This window comes from Trichocoleus sp. DQ-U1 (genome assembly GCF_039961925.1).
Classification (GTDB): domain Bacteria; phylum Cyanobacteriota; class Cyanobacteriia; order Cyanobacteriales; family FACHB-T130; genus FACHB-T130.
Genome location: NZ_JAMPKB010000094.1, coordinates 1 through 18,308 on the forward strand (window position 1 = coordinate 1; position 18,308 = coordinate 18,308).

The following is an 18,308-nucleotide window of genomic DNA, read 5'->3' on the forward strand; positions in this document are numbered from 1 at the left end:
TCGCCGCTTCAGCCATAGGTCAATCGTATTGCGACTAATTTGGAACACCTGTGCGGCTTCACTTTTCTTCATGCCGTCTAACTCGATCGCTTGGATCACCTTCTGACGCAGGTCATAACTATAGGGGTTTGCCATGAGCAGCTTGAATAACTTCAGGACCACAGGTGATCTCTACTCTACGTCCTAACTATCTTGGCGGTTGCTATATTTCTTCAGGCGATCGCTTATGGTCATACTCCTCCAAAGCATCAATCACACTCGACAGCACATTGATAAATGCCTGGTTCATTTGACCTGCATAACACTCTACAGGAGGCAGCTTGCCATACTCTTTAACGATCTGAATGCCCGGATAGTCAGCCTTGGATTTCAGCCGGTTGTTCAAAATTAGCAGAGTGCTGTCTAGCCCATCGTGAATGTTCACTGGCTTCATCTGAGCCTCATCCACGCGAGAGAAATTCCGCAATGACTGGACAATCTCGCGGATGCGCTCAGCCCCAATCTTCATCGAACCCAGTAGTTTTGGCAGGTCTTCAACCAGAAACTCCAGGTCAATTGCCTGAGCCTCCTCCAAGATAGTTGGCCCCGGATTGGTTAATTCCTTGGTATAAAGATTCAGCAGGTACAGCAGGTCTTGGGTATAGCGCTCTGCGTGAGTAATATTGCCGTAGATAAAGTTGACCGGGTTATTCATTTCATGAGCAACACCGGCGACTAACTGTCCTAAACTAGCCAGTTGTTCGCTTTGGATCAGTTGACCTTGAGTCTGTTGGAGTTGGCGAAAGGCGAGTTCTAGCTGATGCGCTTGTTCTCGATAGCGTGCCTCTGATTGTTGTAATATTGCTTCTGTAGAAATCCGCTCTTGAATCTCTTGTTTCAGCAGAGCATTAGAGTGGGAAAGTTCAAGGGTTCTTTCCTCTACCCGTTCTTCTAGTTCTTCTTTGAGCTGTAAGAGTGCTTTTTCTACCCTTGTACGTTCTTGAATTTCTTGTTCCAAAAGCACATTTTGTTCTTTCAGTTTCTTTGTTAAACTCTGCATACTCAGTTGGACAGTAATGCGAGCTAAAACTTCTTCATGCTGAAGTGGTTTAGTAATATAATCGACGGCTCCCAGGCTTAAACCTCTAACCTTATCTACCGTCTCAGAAAGCGCCGTCATAAAAATTACAGGGATATCTTTCGTTACTTGATTGGCTTTCAGTTGACGGCAAGTTTCAAACCCATCCGTCCCCGGCATCAGTACATCTAATAAGATAAGATCCGGCAGGGCATATTCCCCCTTTTGAATCGCACTTTCGCCATCCCGGGCTACCAAAATTTTGAAGCCGGAATCCGCCAAAAAGTCGAACAAAACCCCTAAGTTTATGGGAGTATCATCAACGATTAAGATTATGCCTTTGTGGGGAATTTCTTCGCTCATTTATTTTCTCTATATTGTTTGATAAAATCCAAGATTTGTTTTTCTTCAAAGCCCTTGGCTAATTGACGTAAATGGTTGGTAAAGGGTATCCAGTCCTGATTCATCTGTTCCAGTTGAGCGGCTCGCTTGGCAATCCCTCTGAGGTCGCCCATCATTGCGAAATCGAAGAGTGCCGCGATTTCCTCTACAGGCGGAGGCACCATCGCTTTTGCGGAAGGCTCGCGGAATTCTTCATTTTTAATTTCTTCATAAATCCATGACAGCCCCAAATAACCGCGTAACTTTTCTAAAAGTTCCTGGTTTTGGATGGGTTTGGGCAGGAAATCGTTACAACCGGCTTGAAAGCTCTGTTGTTGATCGCAATCAAAAACGCTGGCTGAAGTCGCAATCACAACGACCTTTAAGTTGGGTGACTTTCTGATTCGACGAGTGGCTTCTAAGCCATTGAGGGCGGGCATCATTAAGTCCATCAAAATTACATGGGGTTGCCACTCCTGTGCTTTGGTTATACAGTCAAAACCATCAGTGGCTTCCATAATTTCAAACCCTAATGGCTCTAACATTTTTACTAGAATTGAGCGATTTTCCCATTGATCGTCGGCGATGAGGATTTTGCGCTTGTCGCCCAAGTAACCAATAATGGGGCGTTCATCTATTTGGGTGACATCTGCCCACTGGTCAACTAAGGGTAAATCTAAATCAAAGTAGAAAACGCTACCTTTACCTAAGATGCTGTTAACTTTGATTTCGCTGCCCATCATTTGCACTAATTGACGGCTGATTGCCAAGCCTAAGCCGGTGCCTTCGCTTTTGCGATCGCGCTCTCCGACTTGGTGGAAGGGTAAGAATATTTCTTCTAATTGCTCTGGTGCCATACCGACGCCGGTATCTTCTACTTGAAACCGAAATGTTCCGTCTTGATAGCTGACTTGGAAGGTGACGCCGCCGGTGGTTGTAAATTTGATCGCGTTGCTAAGTAAGTTGATTAAGACTTGCCGCAAGCGTTTTTCATCGCCCTGGACTGCTAAAGGAAGTGGGGCGGTGGGTTGGTAAGTTAAGTAGATGTCTTTTTGTTGGGCACGAATGCGGCACAGTTCGACGATGCCTTCCAGGAATTGGGGAAAATGAAAGTGACTCAAGTGGAGTTCCATTTTCCGGGCTTCTATTTTGGAGAGGTCTAAGATGTCGTTGATCAGGGTTAATAGATGTTCGCCGCACTGGTGAATGACGCCTAAACCATCTTTTTGCGGCTCATTTAAGGTTTTGTCTCGTTTGAGGATTTGGGCATAGCCGAGGATGCCGTTGAGGGGGGTTCTCAGTTCGTGGCTCATGTTAGCGAGAAATTCGCTTTTGGCGCGGTTGGCGGATTGAGCGGATTGTTCGGCTTTTCGGCGATCACGTATTTCTTGTTGCAGCTTTAGCGTTCGCTTTTGGACTTTCCCCTCCAGCATCCGGTTGTAGTTTTCTAGTTGCTCGTGGGAAAGTTTTAGTTGTATTTGCGATCGCTCTAGCGCTTCCTCAGCCCGCTGGCGCTCCAGTTCGGCGCTAACTCGTGCTGCAAAGAGGCTCATAATTGATTTTGCCCGTTGCTCCTGCACGAGGGGCTTATCATCGATAAAGCAAATATGACCAATTGGCTTACTGGATGTTGAATCTAAAAGGGCAACTCCCAGGAAACACTCTCCTCCCAAAGCCGCTAAAGCTTCGCCTTTGGGGAAGAATGACTGGACATTTTGGGGGTAACAACTGATCCCGTTATTTTCCGCCAGGGTTTCTTCTGTAAAAATGCTTTCGCAAGGAGTATGGACTAAGTCGTACTCAAAGTAGTCACCCAATTTGTCTGAATTCCAAAAGGAAAGCACTTTGGCTCGGACAGGTGTATCGTCCTCCCAGGCGGATGCTTCTGCCACGATAACGTAGCGAACTCCAAGCGCTGCGGCTAGATGCTGTGCAAACACCGGGTAGAAATCTTTGCCCGTAACTGAGGCGGTTCCGGCGATCAGATCCTGTAAGGCTTGTTCTGCTTGCCTGCGCTCGATAGTCTGGCTATTTAAATAAGTGAGAGAGTTGGTTAATTTATCTCGCTGTTCTCCCCGGATATCTGCTGAATTGACTTCTATTAAGGCTGAGTCGGAGAGGTTGCCACCTAAAGCTACGTGACTGGACTCCACAACTTTGACAGCTTCGCCTTCAGCATTAAAAATAGGGACTTTAACGATGTCAAATAAATAGACTTGCCCATCGTAACGAGTTACAGGTTCTTGAGAGATGTGGAGCGTCTGCCCGGTATTCACGACATAGGCGTCATCCACGACAGACTGTTGGGTAGCATCCCGGTTATTTAGAGGAATATCTGTCGGATCGCGATCGCAAAGTTGTTCCAGTGTCATGCCGTAAAAGTCGCAAAATGCTTTGTTGGCATAAACTAGGCACGATTGGGAGTTTTGGCACTTTACTAAATTTGGGATGGCATCTAGGACTTGTGCATACATCTCCACCCGTTGACGCAGTTCTTTCTCGACCTCCTGGCAATCGGCTAGTGTCTGCTCTAGCTCGGCAATTTGCTGACGCAGTTTCAAGGATTCTTGATTCTGCAATTTGCCGGTACTGGTTTTACTGCGTCTATAACTTGTAACCATCTATTCCTCCTTCTATACCTTTTGGTTTTAGATATATCGAAATTAAGTTAAGCGGCTCAAATTCAACATTCAACACGGACATAGCACTCTCCTCGACCTTCTTGGAGTTTCCAATTAAATAGTCAATGAGGCTCGTAGTTCGTTGGCGAAGTCATCCCTCTGCTAAGGAAAGGAGGAATAATATAGGCTCGTAGTGTCCGTATTTAGGATTCCCTAAATTTGGAAAAAAACTCTAATGTTGAATGTTCTTTAATGTTAAGAAATACAAAAAAAATATTATTCCTTTATGAAAAAAGTAAAAATTTTCTTTTTTAGGCTTGACAATCAGTAGGCTGGATTAATAATTTGTAGGATGGGTTGTCGATAGCGTAACCCTCACAGGTGTTGGGTTTCCTGGGTCAATCCAACTAAAGAAATATTCAATTTAATGCATCCGCCGACTGAATTAAGAACATTTGAATAAAAGACTCGCTGCAAGCTTAATGGGGCAATTGATAGAAACGGCGTTAAAAATTTCTTGAGAAACCTGCGTTGATGAAAGACATTGATGAGTGTTATTGTCAAGCAAACAATACGGACGCTTTCCTTCGCGCCGGTTCTACCCTTCCAAGTAAGCTAAAATTCAAGCAGAATCAGCATTCCGCGAACTAGCCTCCTCATGATTGAAAGTCTGCAAACCCAGCTTTACGAACTCAGTGAATTTGCCAACCGTCTCGTTTTTATCCAGCTGCAACATCTCAGCGTTATCAGTATTGGCATTATCTTTGCCGCCGGGTTGCTCACCAGTCTGACCCCCTGTATGCTTTCCATGTTGCCCATCACCCTTGGCTACATTGGGGGCTATGAAACCAAAAGCCGCCTCCAAGCAGCTGCCCAGGCTACCTGGTTTTCCTTGGGATTGGCAACAACGCTGGCAGGGCTTGGTATCTTAGCGGCGTTGCTGGGGAACGTCTACGGTCAAGTAGGATTTGGTTTGCCGATCCTGGTGAGCATTCTTGCGATCGCAATGGGGCTAAATTTACTAGAAGCTTTGCCCCTTCCGTTGCCTGCTTGGGGTGGGATGGAGTGGATTTCTAAAGAATTACCAGCGGGAGTGCGTTCCTATCTGATTGGTCTAACTTTTGGGGTGGTTGCTTCTCCATGCAGTACTCCCGTATTGGGAACGTTACTGGGTTGGGTTGCTACGACGCAAGACGTGGTGTTAGGTGCTGTCTTGCTGCTATCCTACACAGCAGGTTATGTGGCACCGTTGATTTTGGCAGGAACTTTTACAGCCTCTATTAAGAAGTTGCTAGAGTTGCGCCAGTGGTCGAGTTGGATTACACCCGTTAGCGGTGTGCTTTTGGTTGGATTTGGGGTATTTTCGCTGCTGTCTCGGATTCCAATTGGTTAAAGGTAATCAAAAGCACTCGCTATTACCAATTACCAATTATCAATTATCAAAAAATGACTGCAAAAAATTCTTTTTTCTCAAACTTAGGGTCAACTTCCTATCGGTTTTGGCGACAGGAGTTGTTGCCATTACTGGCAGATTTGCGGTTAGCGATCGCGTTGCTATTAGCGATCGCGCTTTTTAGCATCTCTGGCACGGTGATTGAGCAGGGTCAGTCGCCTGCTTTTTACCAAGCGAACTATCCAGAGCATCCCGCTTTGTTTGGTTTCCTGACTTGGAAGGTAATCCAGGTAGTCGGATTAGATCGTGTTTATCGCACCTGGTGGTTCTTATCACTCCTAATTTTGTTTGGCAGCAGCTTAACTGCCTGTACATTCACCCGCCAGTTTCCAGCTTTAAAAGCAGCACAGCACTGGAAGTTTTACGACCAACCCCGCCAATTTCAGAAACTCGCCCTGAGTGCGGAACTAGAAACAGGTTCGCTAAACAAACTGACCGAGTTGTTGCAGCAGCGACGCTATAAAGTTTTTCAAGAAGGAGATAAACTTTACGCCCGAAAAGGACTGGTGGGACGGATTGGCCCAATTGTTGTTCATGCCAGTATGTTAATTATTCTGGGGGGCGCAATTTGGGGGAGTATCACGGGTTTTGTCGCCCAGGAAATGGTTGCTAGCGGCGATACATTTCAGATAAAAAATATCATCGAAGCTGGTTCTTGGGCGCTGCCACAAGTTCCCAAAGATTGGTCGGTGCGGGTAAATCGCTTTTGGATCGACTATACACCTGAAGGCAGAATCGACCAGTTTTATTCCGATTTGTCGGTTTTGGATAAACAAGGACAAGAAGTTGATCGTCAAACGATTCACGTCAATCAGCCGCTGCGTTACCGAGGTGTGACGCTTTATCAAACAGACTGGGGAATTGCAGGTATCCAGGTGCGGCTGAATAATAGCCCAGTTTTACAGTTGCCGATGGCGTCATTAAATACTGTCAGCAAGGGCCGAATCTGGGGAACTTGGATTCCCACTAAACCGGATTTGAGTGAGGGCGTTGCCTTAATTGCCAAGGATTTGCAGGGAACGCTGATGCTTTATAACCCAAAGGGTCAGCTAATCAATACTATTCGCCCCGGGATGTCGGTACCTGTGAATGGAGTCAGGCTGAGCATTGATGAAGTAATCGGCAGCACTGGCTTGCAAATAAAAGCCGATCCGGGTATCCCGTTTGTTTATGCTGGCTTTGGTTTGCTGATGCTGGGTGTGGTTATGAGTTATTTTTCTCATTCGCAAATTTGGGCGCTACAAGAAGGGGTTAGTGCAGCGTCTCAGAAGGAGATTCGCTTCTATGTCGGCGGCAGAACTAACCGCGCACAGGTTGCTTTTGAACGGGAACTGTTGGAAATTTTGGATCGAGTCAGTCATCCGTCTCAGGAGGAAGTGCCAGTTGTTGAGATAGAAGCGATCGCGACCCAGGCCTAAACCATTTTTGATGTGGGTTGGTAGAGGCGCGATGAATCGCGCCTCTACCAACAAATAACGTCTTCCACTCACACCTTTTTTTCTAGTTTCCAAAGCCAAACTTGACCCGTTTGGTATGCAGGCTCTATTTTGTAGTTCTGCTTTTGTAGTGCCTTTCTTAATTCCTTGGAACTCCTGTATAAAAACACATCACTGAACCCATCTGGAATCTGAGGCACATTTGGTTTAACGACTAATTGAAGCCGCACTTTCGGTTCCAGTGCATAGGTTAAAGGAAGAAAAAAGTTTAGTTTCTCATTGCTGATCAAAAGCGGATGAGCTGTTTTGTTGATGATTTGGGCTACTTTTGGATTGTATTCAGTTTGAGAGAGAGCTTTATTCCACCAGATTTCTTGTTGAGAACTGATGGCACAGGATATAACACCACTCGAAACTACTGCAACAAGCACAAATTGCCATAGTTTTTGTACCTTTGCACTTCTCGAAGGCAAACTAATTTTAGTAGCCAGTAAGTAAGCAATTGCTAGCTGAATCCCCAAATAAACAGCAACTAGATGTCGAGTTGAACCTGACAATCCTCCTCCGGAGATTAGATCTCTGGAAATAAAGGGAAGGGCAGTTACCCCAAGCAAAGTTAAAACAAATAACCAAACTTGCTTGCCAGTGTTACGACACAGAAAATAAATTGCATATCCTGACAGGAATAAAATCATTCCTACCAGTGTCAGTCGGATAAATTCGGTCCATTGATTGTTAAATCCAAACTCAATCACTCCTCCTGCTGGATCTGTATCAAGAAATGTCCGAGTGATATTGCGAGTCCAAGCTTTCACCCAAGAAAACAGGCTTTCTTTCTGGCGAGACCAATCTGTTGTCTTTTCAACGGTAGATGAATTAGCAATTAGAATTAAAAGCCAAGGCACAAATGTGAGCAAACCAGCCAAAGATGCCAGCAAATAGGCAAAGACTGTTTTAGTGAATCGGAATTTTTCGATTGTCAATAGATAAATTCCATGTCCAATCGCAACCAACGCAAAAAATAACTGGGTATAAATTCCCAGTGCTAGCGTTGCTGCATACAGCCCCCAAGTGGAAATAAGGGTTTTGGTGTCTCTATTTCCCAGCCGCATCGCTCGCAGCAGTGCCGCACTCGATAGTAAGATCGCCACAATCCACAGACTATAAGGTCGTGCTTCCTGGGCGTAGAGAACTTGAAATGGAGAGACGGCAATGAGTGCGATCGCTATCCATCCTGCTAAGGAAGATCCAAATAATTCTTGGCATAGCCAATAGATGCAAGGAAAAGCTAGCAAGCTAATTAATGCAGACAAGCTTCTGATTATCCCTGGCGAATAACCAAATCGTTGCACCCAATATCTTGCCATTAAAAAATAGAGAGGCGGATGCTGGGGAGTATCGACCACTATCGAGTTGATGGTTCCGCTTGCACCTTTTTCCGAATTGGGTTGTTGAAACTTCTGCAAATCTTCGACGCCAATCAAATGTCCATCAAAGAGTTCTTGGACTAATTCTGCTTTGGTGTAACCCGCAATCCGTAATGAAGTCAGAGTCTCATCGCCCCAGTAAACTTTGCGATCCAGGTTGACGAATCGAAAAAATACTCCCAGTACCAGCACGACAATGATAAAAAATTGTAACCAGCTTGGAGGAAGTAGCTTTGTTTGAGTTAACCTATTCTTAACATGCTTAAGGCTTTGTGCAACTGCCATGAAACCTCCATTTCGTAATCTAAAAAGCCGGGAAGCTTTGCGAAATGTTAGGCGTGCCAATGGAAGTTATCATTCACCCTGAGACTGATATTGTGTCTATTTTTTGAGCCGATAGGATAGGCTTTTGATGACATAAAGCAGAAAGCCCGTTGGACGGGCTTTCTGAAAAAGATAATTTTTAAACCAGGTGGAAGTAGCCAGATGCAAGTGAATTTTTTTGCTGCTATCTAGGCGTCAGAGGACTTCTGATGACGCACTTCAATGACTGTGTGAACATTACCGCGGGGCACGAAATCCCCTTTGATAGTGGCTTCTAAAGGATCGCAAGCTGCCACAAAGTCATCCAAAATTTGATTGATGGATTCTTCGTGGGAGATGTAGCGATCGCGGTAACTGTTGATATAAAGCTTGATCGCCTTCAGTTCCACTACCCTTTGGTCGGGAACATAGGTAATATGGATGGTCGCAAAGTCAGGATAGCCAGAAAACGGACACTTACAGGTAAACTCTGGTAGAGTAATGTGAATGTCGTAGCGGCGTCCGACTCGCGGATTGGGGAAGGTAATTAATTGTCCTTCAGAAATATTTCGCTCACCGTATTTCATTTCCGAGAGCGGCGTTTCAGATGATAATTGTTGTTGTGTTGGCGACTGACTCATCAGTAGTGGTAGCAAACGTGGGTCGTTAGTTATTAGTCATTTATAACAAATAAAGGACTAATAACCCTTGAATATGAATGCAGGTCAAGCTTTTTCAGCCTTCTTCACCTGCTTTGTTCAGAAAATATCTCTAGAATTGAACGGATCTGTACTACCCTCCCAATCCGGACAATTTTTATCATCCCAGCCATAGGGATGCATGGCGCAGACTAACAGGTTTCCACCATAAGCTTGTCCGTGGTAATGGTGACAACCCATACATGCAGGATTTTTTTGTGGGGTGGGTTCAACAGTATCCACCATATAGGAAAAAGGCTGCTCACCTTCACCCACAATTTCTTCAAATTCTAAATAAATTTCAGCGATCGGTTCAAATAATTCCTGCAAACACTGATTGAGATCGGTTGCAATTGTAGTTTGCACGCTTTCGGCAACAGCGTCTACTACTTCTGTGATGCCAATGAAGAATTGCTCTACTTCATCAGCGACTGCTTCCATCATCTCGAAAAAATCTTTTTGCCACTCTTCCATTTTGGATACTCAGCACAAAAGGCTTAGTTTTTACCGGCGACGCGATGACGCCAATTAATCTGCAATTCTATTCTAAATAGTGCGAATCCATGATGCGATCGCAATGCTATAGATTAGCACCCGTTGCCTTGCGCGATCGCAAGGCGTGTGATGCTCCTCGCAGCGACTCGCTCTTGCCTATGCAGCTAACGATTCGGCTGTTCGCAGTTTATCGTTCATTACTGCAAAGCTAATCGCGCTTTAGCCGACGCAGTTCGTCCTGTAGTGCTTGCACCTGTTGGCGCATCGCGTCCACATCATTATTTGGAGCCGCATTTGGAGCTGCTGCCGACTTTGGCTCTTCATCTTCTGAGAGAATTTCAATCCGCCGCGGCTCACCGGGTTGGGTGCTGCTAGTGGATGGCTCAACGGGTGCCTGCTGGGCTTGTTTCATCATATCATCGACAAACCGGCGGGCTTCGTCTGTTGTCATCTCGCCTTTTGCTACCATTTCATCGGCTAGCTTTTGAGCTTGCGATCGCAACTCAGTTAACTTTCCCCCAGCTCTCTCACCCGCAGAGGCAGCTAAGCCAACCCCTAAGTAAAACGCTTTTTGAACAATATCTCCAAAACCAGCCATCGCAATAAGTCGCTCCTTTAATCTGCAAGTATCTGCTGATTCCAGCATAAGCGTGAAATCGAGAAACTGCCCACCAATTACAAGGCAAACGAGGGCGAGGCGGCGATTCGGGTGATCCGGATACCACGCCTATCACAAGCATCCCGTGTTGCTGCTACCTTCCGGTTCTGACAAGGTTTAGGCGTTGCGATCGCATGGGTCCAGATCATCTAAAGCATAACATCATTCACTGAAAATTGAAACCTCTGGCGGCAATCAAGGATTCGCTTTTATTCGGCAACCACTCGCCACTCATAAAGTTCATACTTGACGCAGCCGTTTTGCACCAGCGGATCGAGTGAGACAATTGCGCGCGCCTCCTCCAGTGAAGACGCCTCAAATAGCATCATGCCGCCTCGCCGTTCCAGCCAGTAGCCGCTACGCGCCTGATATCCTTTGGTAATCAAATCCTGGACATAAGCTTTGTGCGCCGGTACAGATTTATCAAAGATCGGTTTATCAACGATGCCTTCTTCAATCTTTACAAACCAGGGCATTCACTTTCTTCCCTTATCTGGCTATATCTATTTAACAAGTAAACTACCGCTGGAAGTTCTTGGACAATACAAAACGCCGCTTCTTTATCGCTCTCTTGCCGCCGCAAGAGATTCAAGACTACGCCAAAGAGATTCAGCAGCACTTCGCCCAAACCTATGCTAGCAAAGGTGCCCAGAAATCTCCCCCGCATATCACGCTGCAACCGCCGTTTGAATGGCAGGTAGAGGCAGTGCCAGTGCTGGAAGAATGCTTGAGAACGTTTGCTTCCCATCGTTCACCTGTCTTCATTACCCTGAATGGGTTTGGAGCTTTTCCACCCCGTGTTATTTACATCAATGTTCTTAAGACGCCGGAACTGCTAGCGTTACAAGCCGATTTAATGACCGATATGGAGACAAACTTGGGAATTGTCGATGCGGTTTCCAAGCAGCGTCCCTTTGCTCCTCACATGACTGTTGCCTTTAGAGACTTGACACGGCAAAACTTTCATGCAGCATGGGCTGAATTTCAGGGCCGATCGTTAGAGTTTGAGTTCACTGCTGCTCAGCTAACCCTACTGATTCATACAGGGGAACGATGGGAAGTGAGCGCCGAATTCCCTTGTTTAGCGCGCCGGAGGTAAACAGGGCAAGCCTTTCAGCCAAGGTTGCGGCTGGTTGTGGCGCGATCGCAACCTTTTTTCTTTCGCTCAGAAAAACCCTCACTCTAATAGCGAATCTTGTTCAATCAATTTTCCAATCTATCCTAGGGAATAAACGTTGATAAAGATTTGTCCTCTCTCATGGTAGAGGTAGTGCAAGCTTGACTCTCACTATTGTGTTGTTATTAGTGTGCTGTCCCCACACGAGTAGATTGCTAAAGTGAGAGGAGTCAATGAAAAAAGTTAATGTACTTAATGTATCCATTGACAACTTGTCAAGAGCAGAGCTATTAACCAAACTCGATCGGGAAGGTGGTATCGTATTTACGCCAAACGTAGACCACCTGATGAAGCTGCAAACCGATGGAGATTTCTACAAAGCTTACAATATCGCTACTTATAAAGTGTGTGACAGTCAAATAGTATTGTACGCTTCTAAATTTTTGGGAACGCCGATTAAAGAAAAACTGTCGGGTTCAGATTTATTTCCCGCTTTCTATATGCACCACAAGGACAATGAAAGCGTTAAGATTTTCTTGCTGGGTGCTGCTGAAGGGGTGGCTCGTAAAGCTCAAGAGCGAATCAATAACCAAGTAGGCAGAAATATTATAGTCGCTTCTCATTCGCCGTCTTTCGGATTTGAAAAGAGCGAAAAAGAATGCCTAGAAATTATTGACAGGATTAATAAGTCAGGCGCTACAGTCTTAGCCATTGGCGTCGGTGCCCCTAAACAAGAAAAGTGGATATTGAAGTATAAAAATAAATTACCCAATGTCAAAGTTTTCTTGTCTGTTGGCGCATCTCTTGACTTTGAAGCAGGTCATAAACCAAGGTCTCCACAGTGGATGAGCGACGCAGGAATAGAGTGGTTACATAGACTCTTATCCGAGCCACAAAGGTTATGGAAAAGATATTTAATAGACGATATGCCTTTCTTCTGGTTAATTTTGAAACAAAAGCTTAACCTTTATAAAAAGCCTTTTCAGGCAGAGAAGAAATCTGTGAAATTAGAACGAGTTAAGTGGGAATAAAAAAATTCTTATTTGAAGGGACGTTTGTAAAGTACCTATTGTTGTGATGCTGTAGCTTGCTTGTCGTAGGGTAAGCAGCCTTAGCAGCTATAGGCTTTCTGTTAAAATTTATGGTTGCATGATGGACGTTCCACGGAACGTCTATTTTTGTGATTGAGATATCTTGACAGGCGATTAGACTACTTGAATTAGACTACTTGAGAAATTTCTCCCACCTTTCCTCAAGCTCTTTCTTTCCGGTAAACGGGTAAGGCTGGGGTTCTAAATAGATTGTAAGGGTCGATCGCATTCCGAACCCCTTCGCTACAACTGCGTCACGAGATGTATTTGCTTGCCGCCTTAGGAGGATGTTCCTGCTGGATTACTAATTGCCATAGTAAATTCCTCTGCCATTTGTACCAATAAAAACTAAACCAAACTGCTGCAAGCTTGCTTCCATCACATTTGGGCTATTGCCAATCGGATTTTTCGGATTACCAATCCTTTGCCATGTCTTCCCTCTGTCGAGAGAACGGAAGATTCCTTTGCCCATATTATTAATTTCTCCGTACACATACAGTGCTGGAATCGTGCTTCCCTGCTGTGGTTTTCCTAAAGAAAACAAATAGGATCTCTTAACTGCATTCATCTTAGAGAAGGTCTTGCCACCGTCTGTCGAATGGTAAAGTTGTTTCTTATCGAGACTCAGCCAAATTTCACCTTTAACTCCAGATACGGTTCTTAGTGAGTGCCAACTTTCATCGGGAACTGATGAATTCACGACTTTAAAAGACAAACCTCCATCGGTACTTTGATAGAATTTGCCATTCTTATAGTAATAAAACGTGTTACCATCCACTTTGTCTGCTGCCAGCGGCAAAGACCAATTCCAAGGTCCCTTGGAACCCTTGGGTAAGCCAGTAACTTCTTTCCACGAAGCGCCTCCATCATCTGTGCGGAGAGCTTTATCTCCACTAACAGTGACAACAAATAACTTTGGATTAGTTGCTGACATCGCTATACGCATCGGCATCGTGTCTTTTGGAAATGAAGCAAATTCTTTCCAAGTTAAGCCGCCGTCTGTCGAAGTTGCTCCCGAATAAGTATTGTTCCAGCGATTACCGCCAACGCGCACCATTTGCAGGGGAGCTTTTTCATAGTAGGCAATGCTGTAGGTATCCTGGAACGAAGGGCCACTAGCACTAAAGGTTTTAGATGGATAATTGTCTAATCCCTTGTTGTGGTAAAACCCGTCTACATCTGCCACCCCACTCAACAACAACGCGCCACTCGGAGGCGCAGTTAAGGTGAAGGTGACAAGCTCTTCGTGTCCTTTTTGATAGTTCGTCCAGGCAGAGGGTTGTTTGTTAATATTGTCTGTCCGCCATATTCCGTACCAATCGGTAAACCAAACTCTTCCAGAAACGTGGGGGTCAAACTCAATCGCAGAGACAGAAGGATTGGAGAGCATATAGCTAGACCACCAAGGAACGGTATTGTTAAGCGATCGCTTCTGCTCTTTCCATGTAGTTCCGCTATCGAATGACCGGTAAATTTTAGTATTTTTTCTCTCTTTTGTAGCAACAAGAATATCTTTAGGATTAGCAGGGTTAATGCTCAACCCATTAAAATCCTCTTTGGAGCCTTGTGGAGTAATGTTTTTCCAATCTCCATCTGTATACTTTCTAACTCCAGGACTTCCATTAATTGTTGTGTAGAGAGTGTTATTGCGACTTGTCACTAGCCGCATCGCTTTTTTTGGGCTTCCGTCAATCTTGCTCCAGGTAATGCCTGTGTTAGTAGATTTATAAATTCCATCACCATAGGCATTGGCATAGACTAAGCCAGGCTTATCTTTGTCAAAGACAATTGCTGTGATGCCGATATCTTTTTCCGGCTTTCCGGGAAAAGAAGTCACTTTAGTCCAGTTCGCGCCAGCATCTGAAGATTTCCAAAGCCCATCGCGCCGCGAACCAAATAAAATCATTTTGGAATTAAACGGATTGATGACGAGTCTCTCTCCTACCTCCCGCCTATCTTGGTTGCCGCCCATTGGCAAGTCCAAATCCAGCTTTTTCCAGGTTGTACCTCGATCGTTAGACTTAAAGATAGTTCCAGGCTCATCCCAGACGTATTTGCCTGCGGCAATATAAATAATATTTGGATCTTTTGGATCGAGGGCTAGGGCTTCTCCGCCGTAGTAATTGCTCTTCTCTAGTGGAAAGTGGTCAGTTAGCGGTACCCAGCTTTTATTTACTGAATTCCAACGATAGAAGCCACCCACATCAGTTTTGATGTAAACAAGATCCTTCTGTAGCGGATGCAGAAAAATACCCGTAACATAGCCCCCTCCGCCTATTGCAACATTCGTCTCCCCCAAAGACACATTGGTTCGGTAATTGCGGGAAGTGACGACTTCTGCCTGTCCTGATGCACCGTTAAGGATGTTGCTAGCAAGCCAGATGTGCTGAAGTGCGACTGTGGCAAACAGAGCAATGACAGCAAAGCGAACCGTTCGAGCTAACGAAAGGCCTGGTTGGGCGCTAAATTTAGTAATCAGCTTGAAGGCGATATGGGCGAGGCAAATCCCGATGGCGAAGACTAATAAGCTAGTCAGAACTGGTTGGACGCTTGCCAGCCCTGCAAATGTAACATTAGCGATCGCTTCAATGGTTGACCAATGATTAATAGCTGCATTAAGCATCGTTGAGCCTCAAATCCCATAATCAGCTACTTCCAACTAAGGAATTATAGCTGACTATACAGATTTGACGGGTTAAGTCTTAACTAATGCCTAAGGTGACTGGGCTACTTTCTTTTAAAACTCTTGCATCAAGCATATCTAAAATTCTGCTGTCCTGCGTCATATCGAATTTTCGGGCAAAGTGAACGTCCCTTCTTATAATTGCTGAGTAATCTTCAGCATTTAGAGTACGAGGATGACCGTGGCGAGTCCCAGTCCAATCAATATAGCGTTTATAGTCGTTACACAAATGAAATTGCCCGCTATTGACTAAAACCGTTTGGACAAAAGATTCATCAGGAATACAAGTCTTTTTATAGTAATTAATTAGATCGGGGTTGTGCTGGCAAAAATGATGTAAATATTCGACACACTTCCTCGATAGAGTCTTGAAGTAAGACCCTGCATAGCATTTAAAGTTTTCATTGAATGGAGATGAATTCTTACGAACTCCTAGCATCAGCCCATAGGAAGAATTTATTCTCACCAAAGGCTGGACATTATTAATGACCATGCGAGGAATTTTGACGATAGCGCGTTTCCACAATGGTAAATATTGACCCGAACGCCAGTACTGATAGAGATAGCGATCGCTACCTTCCCGGCTTCCCCAAAGATTTCCCTCTAAATCTGAAAGTACATCAAAATACTCTAAAAAGCCATCAAACGGTGATTCCGCAAGAAACTTCTCAATTTTTGGTAGCGGTTGAATCGGATAGTCTTGGCCTGTAATATTGGCAACCCAATCAAATTCAACATTATGGCTAAAAAGCCAGTCAATGGCATTCAGATAACCTTGAACAATCGAAAAATCTCCTCGTCCTCCCGTACCCCTAATTACATTCACTCCTGGGAATTCGTGAAAGGCCGTTACGTCTAAATGACAACCCCTAAAGTCATGGCTAATCAATATCTGAGATTGGGGACTTGATTTTTTTAGAGTTTGCACCAGTCTAAAAATCTGTTCGGGATTTTTATGACTTTGAATCAGATATAAAACTTTCACGATCTTTAACCTCCAGAAAACAACTGCACGAAAAAGTGAACGCAGCAATCTGCCAAAGTGTTGTGCATAACACTTCGGATGTACCCTAAGTAGAGATAGCTAGATTCAACCAGGTCAAGGTATTAAAAAAACCTGATTATCTGCTCTCTATGCGGTAACAACAAAATTTGCAACAATTGTCAAACTAGAAATGCCTGCATAATAAATACTGGTGATTTTGTGCAAGCAAAGTCATAAATTGACAGAGAAATCTGTGTTCAAGAACTTAACTAAAACTGTTTAACTGCAATAGCATCGACAAAGTTAAAACAGCAGTAAATAGGTGCTTTCACTGGAAATCAGGCACTCTAGAATAGTTAAGTTCAGAATGGTAAATAGTACACCTGGTATATAGACGAAATGTGGGTTTATTTGGTTCCCGGTTTTCAACCGAACCTTGTTTTATTGTTTCACCCACATAGACATAGATACTAAACTCTGTACCCTAGGAAAAAAATCTCTGTTTTTTAACCATGTCCAAATTCAGTAATGGTGTACAAAATTAGATTCTTCACGACAGGCTATGACCTTTTTCGTTGCACCCAATTTTTTACATTTACAGCTATGGTCATAATTAAAATCCCAGTCTAAGGAACTCTTTAAGGGACTCAAGCCACGCTTGCAATCCTAGTCGCTTTACGCTTTACATCTTGTTACAGTGCCTATGGTGCAGGCGTCCCCCTTAAGATAGACTTTACTTATACGATTTGTCCGCCTAAAGTAAAACATTAATATATTTCTTTTAAAATTAAAATAACAGTAACAAGCAATACCAATCTTGCCTGCACAAAACTAGCATAATAAAAAGTACTAGAAAATTAGCTAATTGCCACTTTGCAGATAGCTCAACAAGTATTCAGGCAAATTTTTCTGTTACTAAGGCATTGCTAAAAAATTCCAAGCAGAAGATTTTAGAAATTCATCCCGACTCAGCGGAGCTAAACCATCTACCCAATTTTTTAGCTTAAAAATTTTTAGACCACACTCATTGACAAGCAGATCATAAATTCTGCTATCGTGCCATTTCCCGTCTTTCAATGTGCCATCAACCCATTCTTGAGAATTAATTAAGCCACTTTCAAAGACTAAGTAAGGTTTATAAGTTTTTAATGTTCTGATAGCACCTCTAAAAACCTGCAATTCTACCCCTTCTACATCTACCTTGATGAAATGAATCTTAAAGTCTGGAGCTAGTACATCATCAAGTCTCTGAGTTTTAACAGTGATTGGTTCCATAAGTGCATCAGGAATATGGCTTTCACAGCATTCCTTATCCAAGCTACTTACAGCCGGAGCATTCACTACATACCAAAAAATTGTTTCTGCCTCCGAATCACTCAAAGCTGTTTCTCTGACCTCAACAGTTGGAAATTTTTTTCTAAGCCTACTCGCTAACCGTGGTATTGGCTCAAATGCATAATGAAATCCCAGAGGTGAAAACTGTAAAATTTGGCTAAGTAAATCCCCTGTGTTACAACCAACATCAATACAGTTTGAGTTTTTTGCTAAAACACAAGACATGATTTCAATTGTGAAAGCATTGTCTTGTCTATTAAGAATGTCACTGCGTTTCGGAGGCTTTACGATATCTAAAAATGGTCTAACGACCGGATCGAGAAATGAACCCTTGATTGTTTCTTTGAAAAAGTTTTTTATTTCTAAAAAGATTTTCATGGTTTAGCTGCTCCAGTCACTAAAACGCCACTATGCTAACATCAATTAAGGTAGCTTCAAGGTTTTATTGAAGCAGTTAAGTGCTTAAGCAAAATTAATTACATATTCGGTTCCGACTTTTTTTAGCACATTTTTGACATACTTTACTAAACTTTTCCAGTCCCGATAAGCCTCTATCTCTATCCATTCA

15 protein-coding genes, 1 other RNA gene and 3 pseudogenes are annotated in these 18,308 nt (G+C 43.9%); 5 read left to right on the top strand and 14 right to left on the bottom strand.

The annotated features are described in order from the left end of the window. The 4 genes and pseudogenes from NDI34_RS24580 to NDI34_RS24595 form a co-directional block, all read right to left on the bottom strand. Positions 1–135, bottom strand: a 135-nt coding sequence (locus NDI34_RS24580) for an IS630 transposase-related protein (protein WP_348232470.1), incomplete at its 3' end; no start/stop codon positions are given. Between the two features lie 67 nt (positions 136–202). Then, positions 203–1,420: a response regulator gene (locus tag NDI34_RS24585; RefSeq protein ID WP_348234112.1), complete on the bottom strand. Its 1,218-nt coding sequence runs from the start codon at positions 1,418–1,420 to the stop codon at positions 203–205. Continuing rightward, a pseudogene (locus NDI34_RS24590) lies at positions 1,417–2,877 on the bottom strand (ATP-binding protein); the annotation flags it as partial. The gene NDI34_RS24585 and the pseudogene NDI34_RS24590, both read right to left, overlap by 4 nt. A gap of 711 nt (positions 2,878–3,588) precedes the next feature. Beyond that, positions 3,589–4,059 (bottom strand): annotated as a pseudogene (locus NDI34_RS24595) (PAS domain-containing protein); the annotation flags it as partial. A 658-nt stretch (positions 4,060–4,717) separates the two neighbouring features. Between NDI34_RS24595 and NDI34_RS24600 the strand changes: the two are divergent. Further along, positions 4,718–5,452 carry a cytochrome c biogenesis protein CcdA gene (locus tag NDI34_RS24600; RefSeq protein WP_348234113.1) on the top strand — a complete coding sequence of 245 codons (735 nt, stop codon included), beginning with the start codon at positions 4,718–4,720 and terminating at the stop codon, positions 5,450–5,452. A 53-nt stretch (positions 5,453–5,505) separates the two neighbouring features. Next, complete coding sequence (locus tag NDI34_RS24605) at positions 5,506–6,930, top strand: cytochrome c biogenesis protein (protein ID WP_348234114.1); 1,425 nt, start codon at positions 5,506–5,508, stop codon at positions 6,928–6,930. A 68-nt stretch (positions 6,931–6,998) separates the two neighbouring features. Here NDI34_RS24605 and NDI34_RS24610 read toward each other — a convergent pair whose 3' ends face one another. The 3 genes from NDI34_RS24610 to NDI34_RS24620 all read right to left on the bottom strand — a co-directional run bounded on the left by NDI34_RS24610 (position 6,999) and on the right by NDI34_RS24620 (position 9,850). Then, positions 6,999–8,660, bottom strand: coding sequence for a glycosyltransferase family 39 protein (locus NDI34_RS24610; RefSeq protein ID WP_348234115.1), 1,662 nt, complete (start codon positions 8,658–8,660; stop codon positions 6,999–7,001). Positions 8,661–8,887: 227 nt separating this feature from the next. Next, positions 8,888–9,319: a preQ(1) synthase gene (gene queF, locus NDI34_RS24615; protein ID WP_348234116.1), complete on the bottom strand. Its 432-nt coding sequence runs from the start codon at positions 9,317–9,319 to the stop codon at positions 8,888–8,890. 117 nt (positions 9,320–9,436) lie between these two features. Continuing rightward, entirely contained in the window at positions 9,437–9,850 is a 414-nt protein-coding gene (locus NDI34_RS24620) for a hypothetical protein (RefSeq protein ID WP_190411185.1), read from the bottom strand. A gap of 89 nt (positions 9,851–9,939) precedes the next feature. Here NDI34_RS24620 and NDI34_RS24625 point away from each other — a divergent pair, with 89 nt between their 5' ends. Then, on the top strand, positions 9,940–10,083 hold the full coding sequence (locus NDI34_RS24625; RefSeq protein WP_190435440.1) for a hypothetical protein: 144 nt from the start codon (positions 9,940–9,942) through the stop codon (positions 10,081–10,083). Here NDI34_RS24625 and NDI34_RS24630 read toward each other — a convergent pair. The 3 genes from NDI34_RS24630 to NDI34_RS24640 all read right to left on the bottom strand — a co-directional run bounded on the left by NDI34_RS24630 (position 10,080) and on the right by NDI34_RS24640 (position 11,005). Then, positions 10,080–10,469 carry a phasin family protein gene (locus NDI34_RS24630; protein WP_190435443.1) on the bottom strand — a complete coding sequence of 130 codons (390 nt, stop codon included), beginning with the start codon at positions 10,467–10,469 and terminating at the stop codon, positions 10,080–10,082. The genes NDI34_RS24625 and NDI34_RS24630 overlap by 4 nt on opposite strands. 110 nt (positions 10,470–10,579) lie before the next feature. Continuing rightward, positions 10,580–10,676, bottom strand: an RNA gene (gene ffs, locus NDI34_RS24635) — signal recognition particle sRNA small type. 62 nt (positions 10,677–10,738) lie between these two features. Beyond that, on the bottom strand, positions 10,739–11,005 hold the full coding sequence (locus tag NDI34_RS24640) for a YciI family protein (RefSeq protein WP_190411182.1): 267 nt from the start codon (positions 11,003–11,005) through the stop codon (positions 10,739–10,741). A 59-nt stretch (positions 11,006–11,064) separates the two neighbouring features. Between NDI34_RS24640 and NDI34_RS24645 the strand changes: the two genes are divergently transcribed. Further along, positions 11,065–11,628: a 2'-5' RNA ligase family protein gene (locus NDI34_RS24645; RefSeq protein WP_190682286.1), complete on the top strand. Its 564-nt coding sequence runs from the start codon at positions 11,065–11,067 to the stop codon at positions 11,626–11,628. Positions 11,629–11,879: 251 nt separating this feature from the next. Next, positions 11,880–12,677 (top strand): WecB/TagA/CpsF family glycosyltransferase, encoded by a 798-nt coding sequence (locus tag NDI34_RS24650; RefSeq protein WP_190668400.1) that lies wholly within the window; start codon positions 11,880–11,882, stop codon positions 12,675–12,677. 364 nt (positions 12,678–13,041) lie between these two features. Here the strand turns inward: NDI34_RS24650 and NDI34_RS24655 are convergent, their stop codons facing one another. The 4 genes and pseudogenes from NDI34_RS24655 to NDI34_RS24670 form a co-directional block, all read right to left on the bottom strand. Continuing rightward, positions 13,042–15,360: a hypothetical protein gene (locus NDI34_RS24655; RefSeq protein WP_348234117.1), complete on the bottom strand. Its 2,319-nt coding sequence runs from the start codon at positions 15,358–15,360 to the stop codon at positions 13,042–13,044. 79 nt (positions 15,361–15,439) lie between these two features. Continuing rightward, the gene (locus NDI34_RS24660) at positions 15,440–16,405 is read right to left on the bottom strand and encodes a beta-1,6-N-acetylglucosaminyltransferase (protein ID WP_348234118.1); all 966 of its coding nucleotides are present in this window, start codon (positions 16,403–16,405) and stop codon (positions 15,440–15,442) included. 915 nt (positions 16,406–17,320) lie between these two features. Then, the gene (locus NDI34_RS24665) at positions 17,321–18,118 is read right to left on the bottom strand and encodes an FkbM family methyltransferase (protein WP_190524539.1); all 798 of its coding nucleotides are present in this window, start codon (positions 18,116–18,118) and stop codon (positions 17,321–17,323) included. 84 nt (positions 18,119–18,202) lie between these two features. Continuing rightward, positions 18,203–18,308: pseudogene (locus tag NDI34_RS24670) on the bottom strand (IS630 family transposase); the annotation flags it as partial.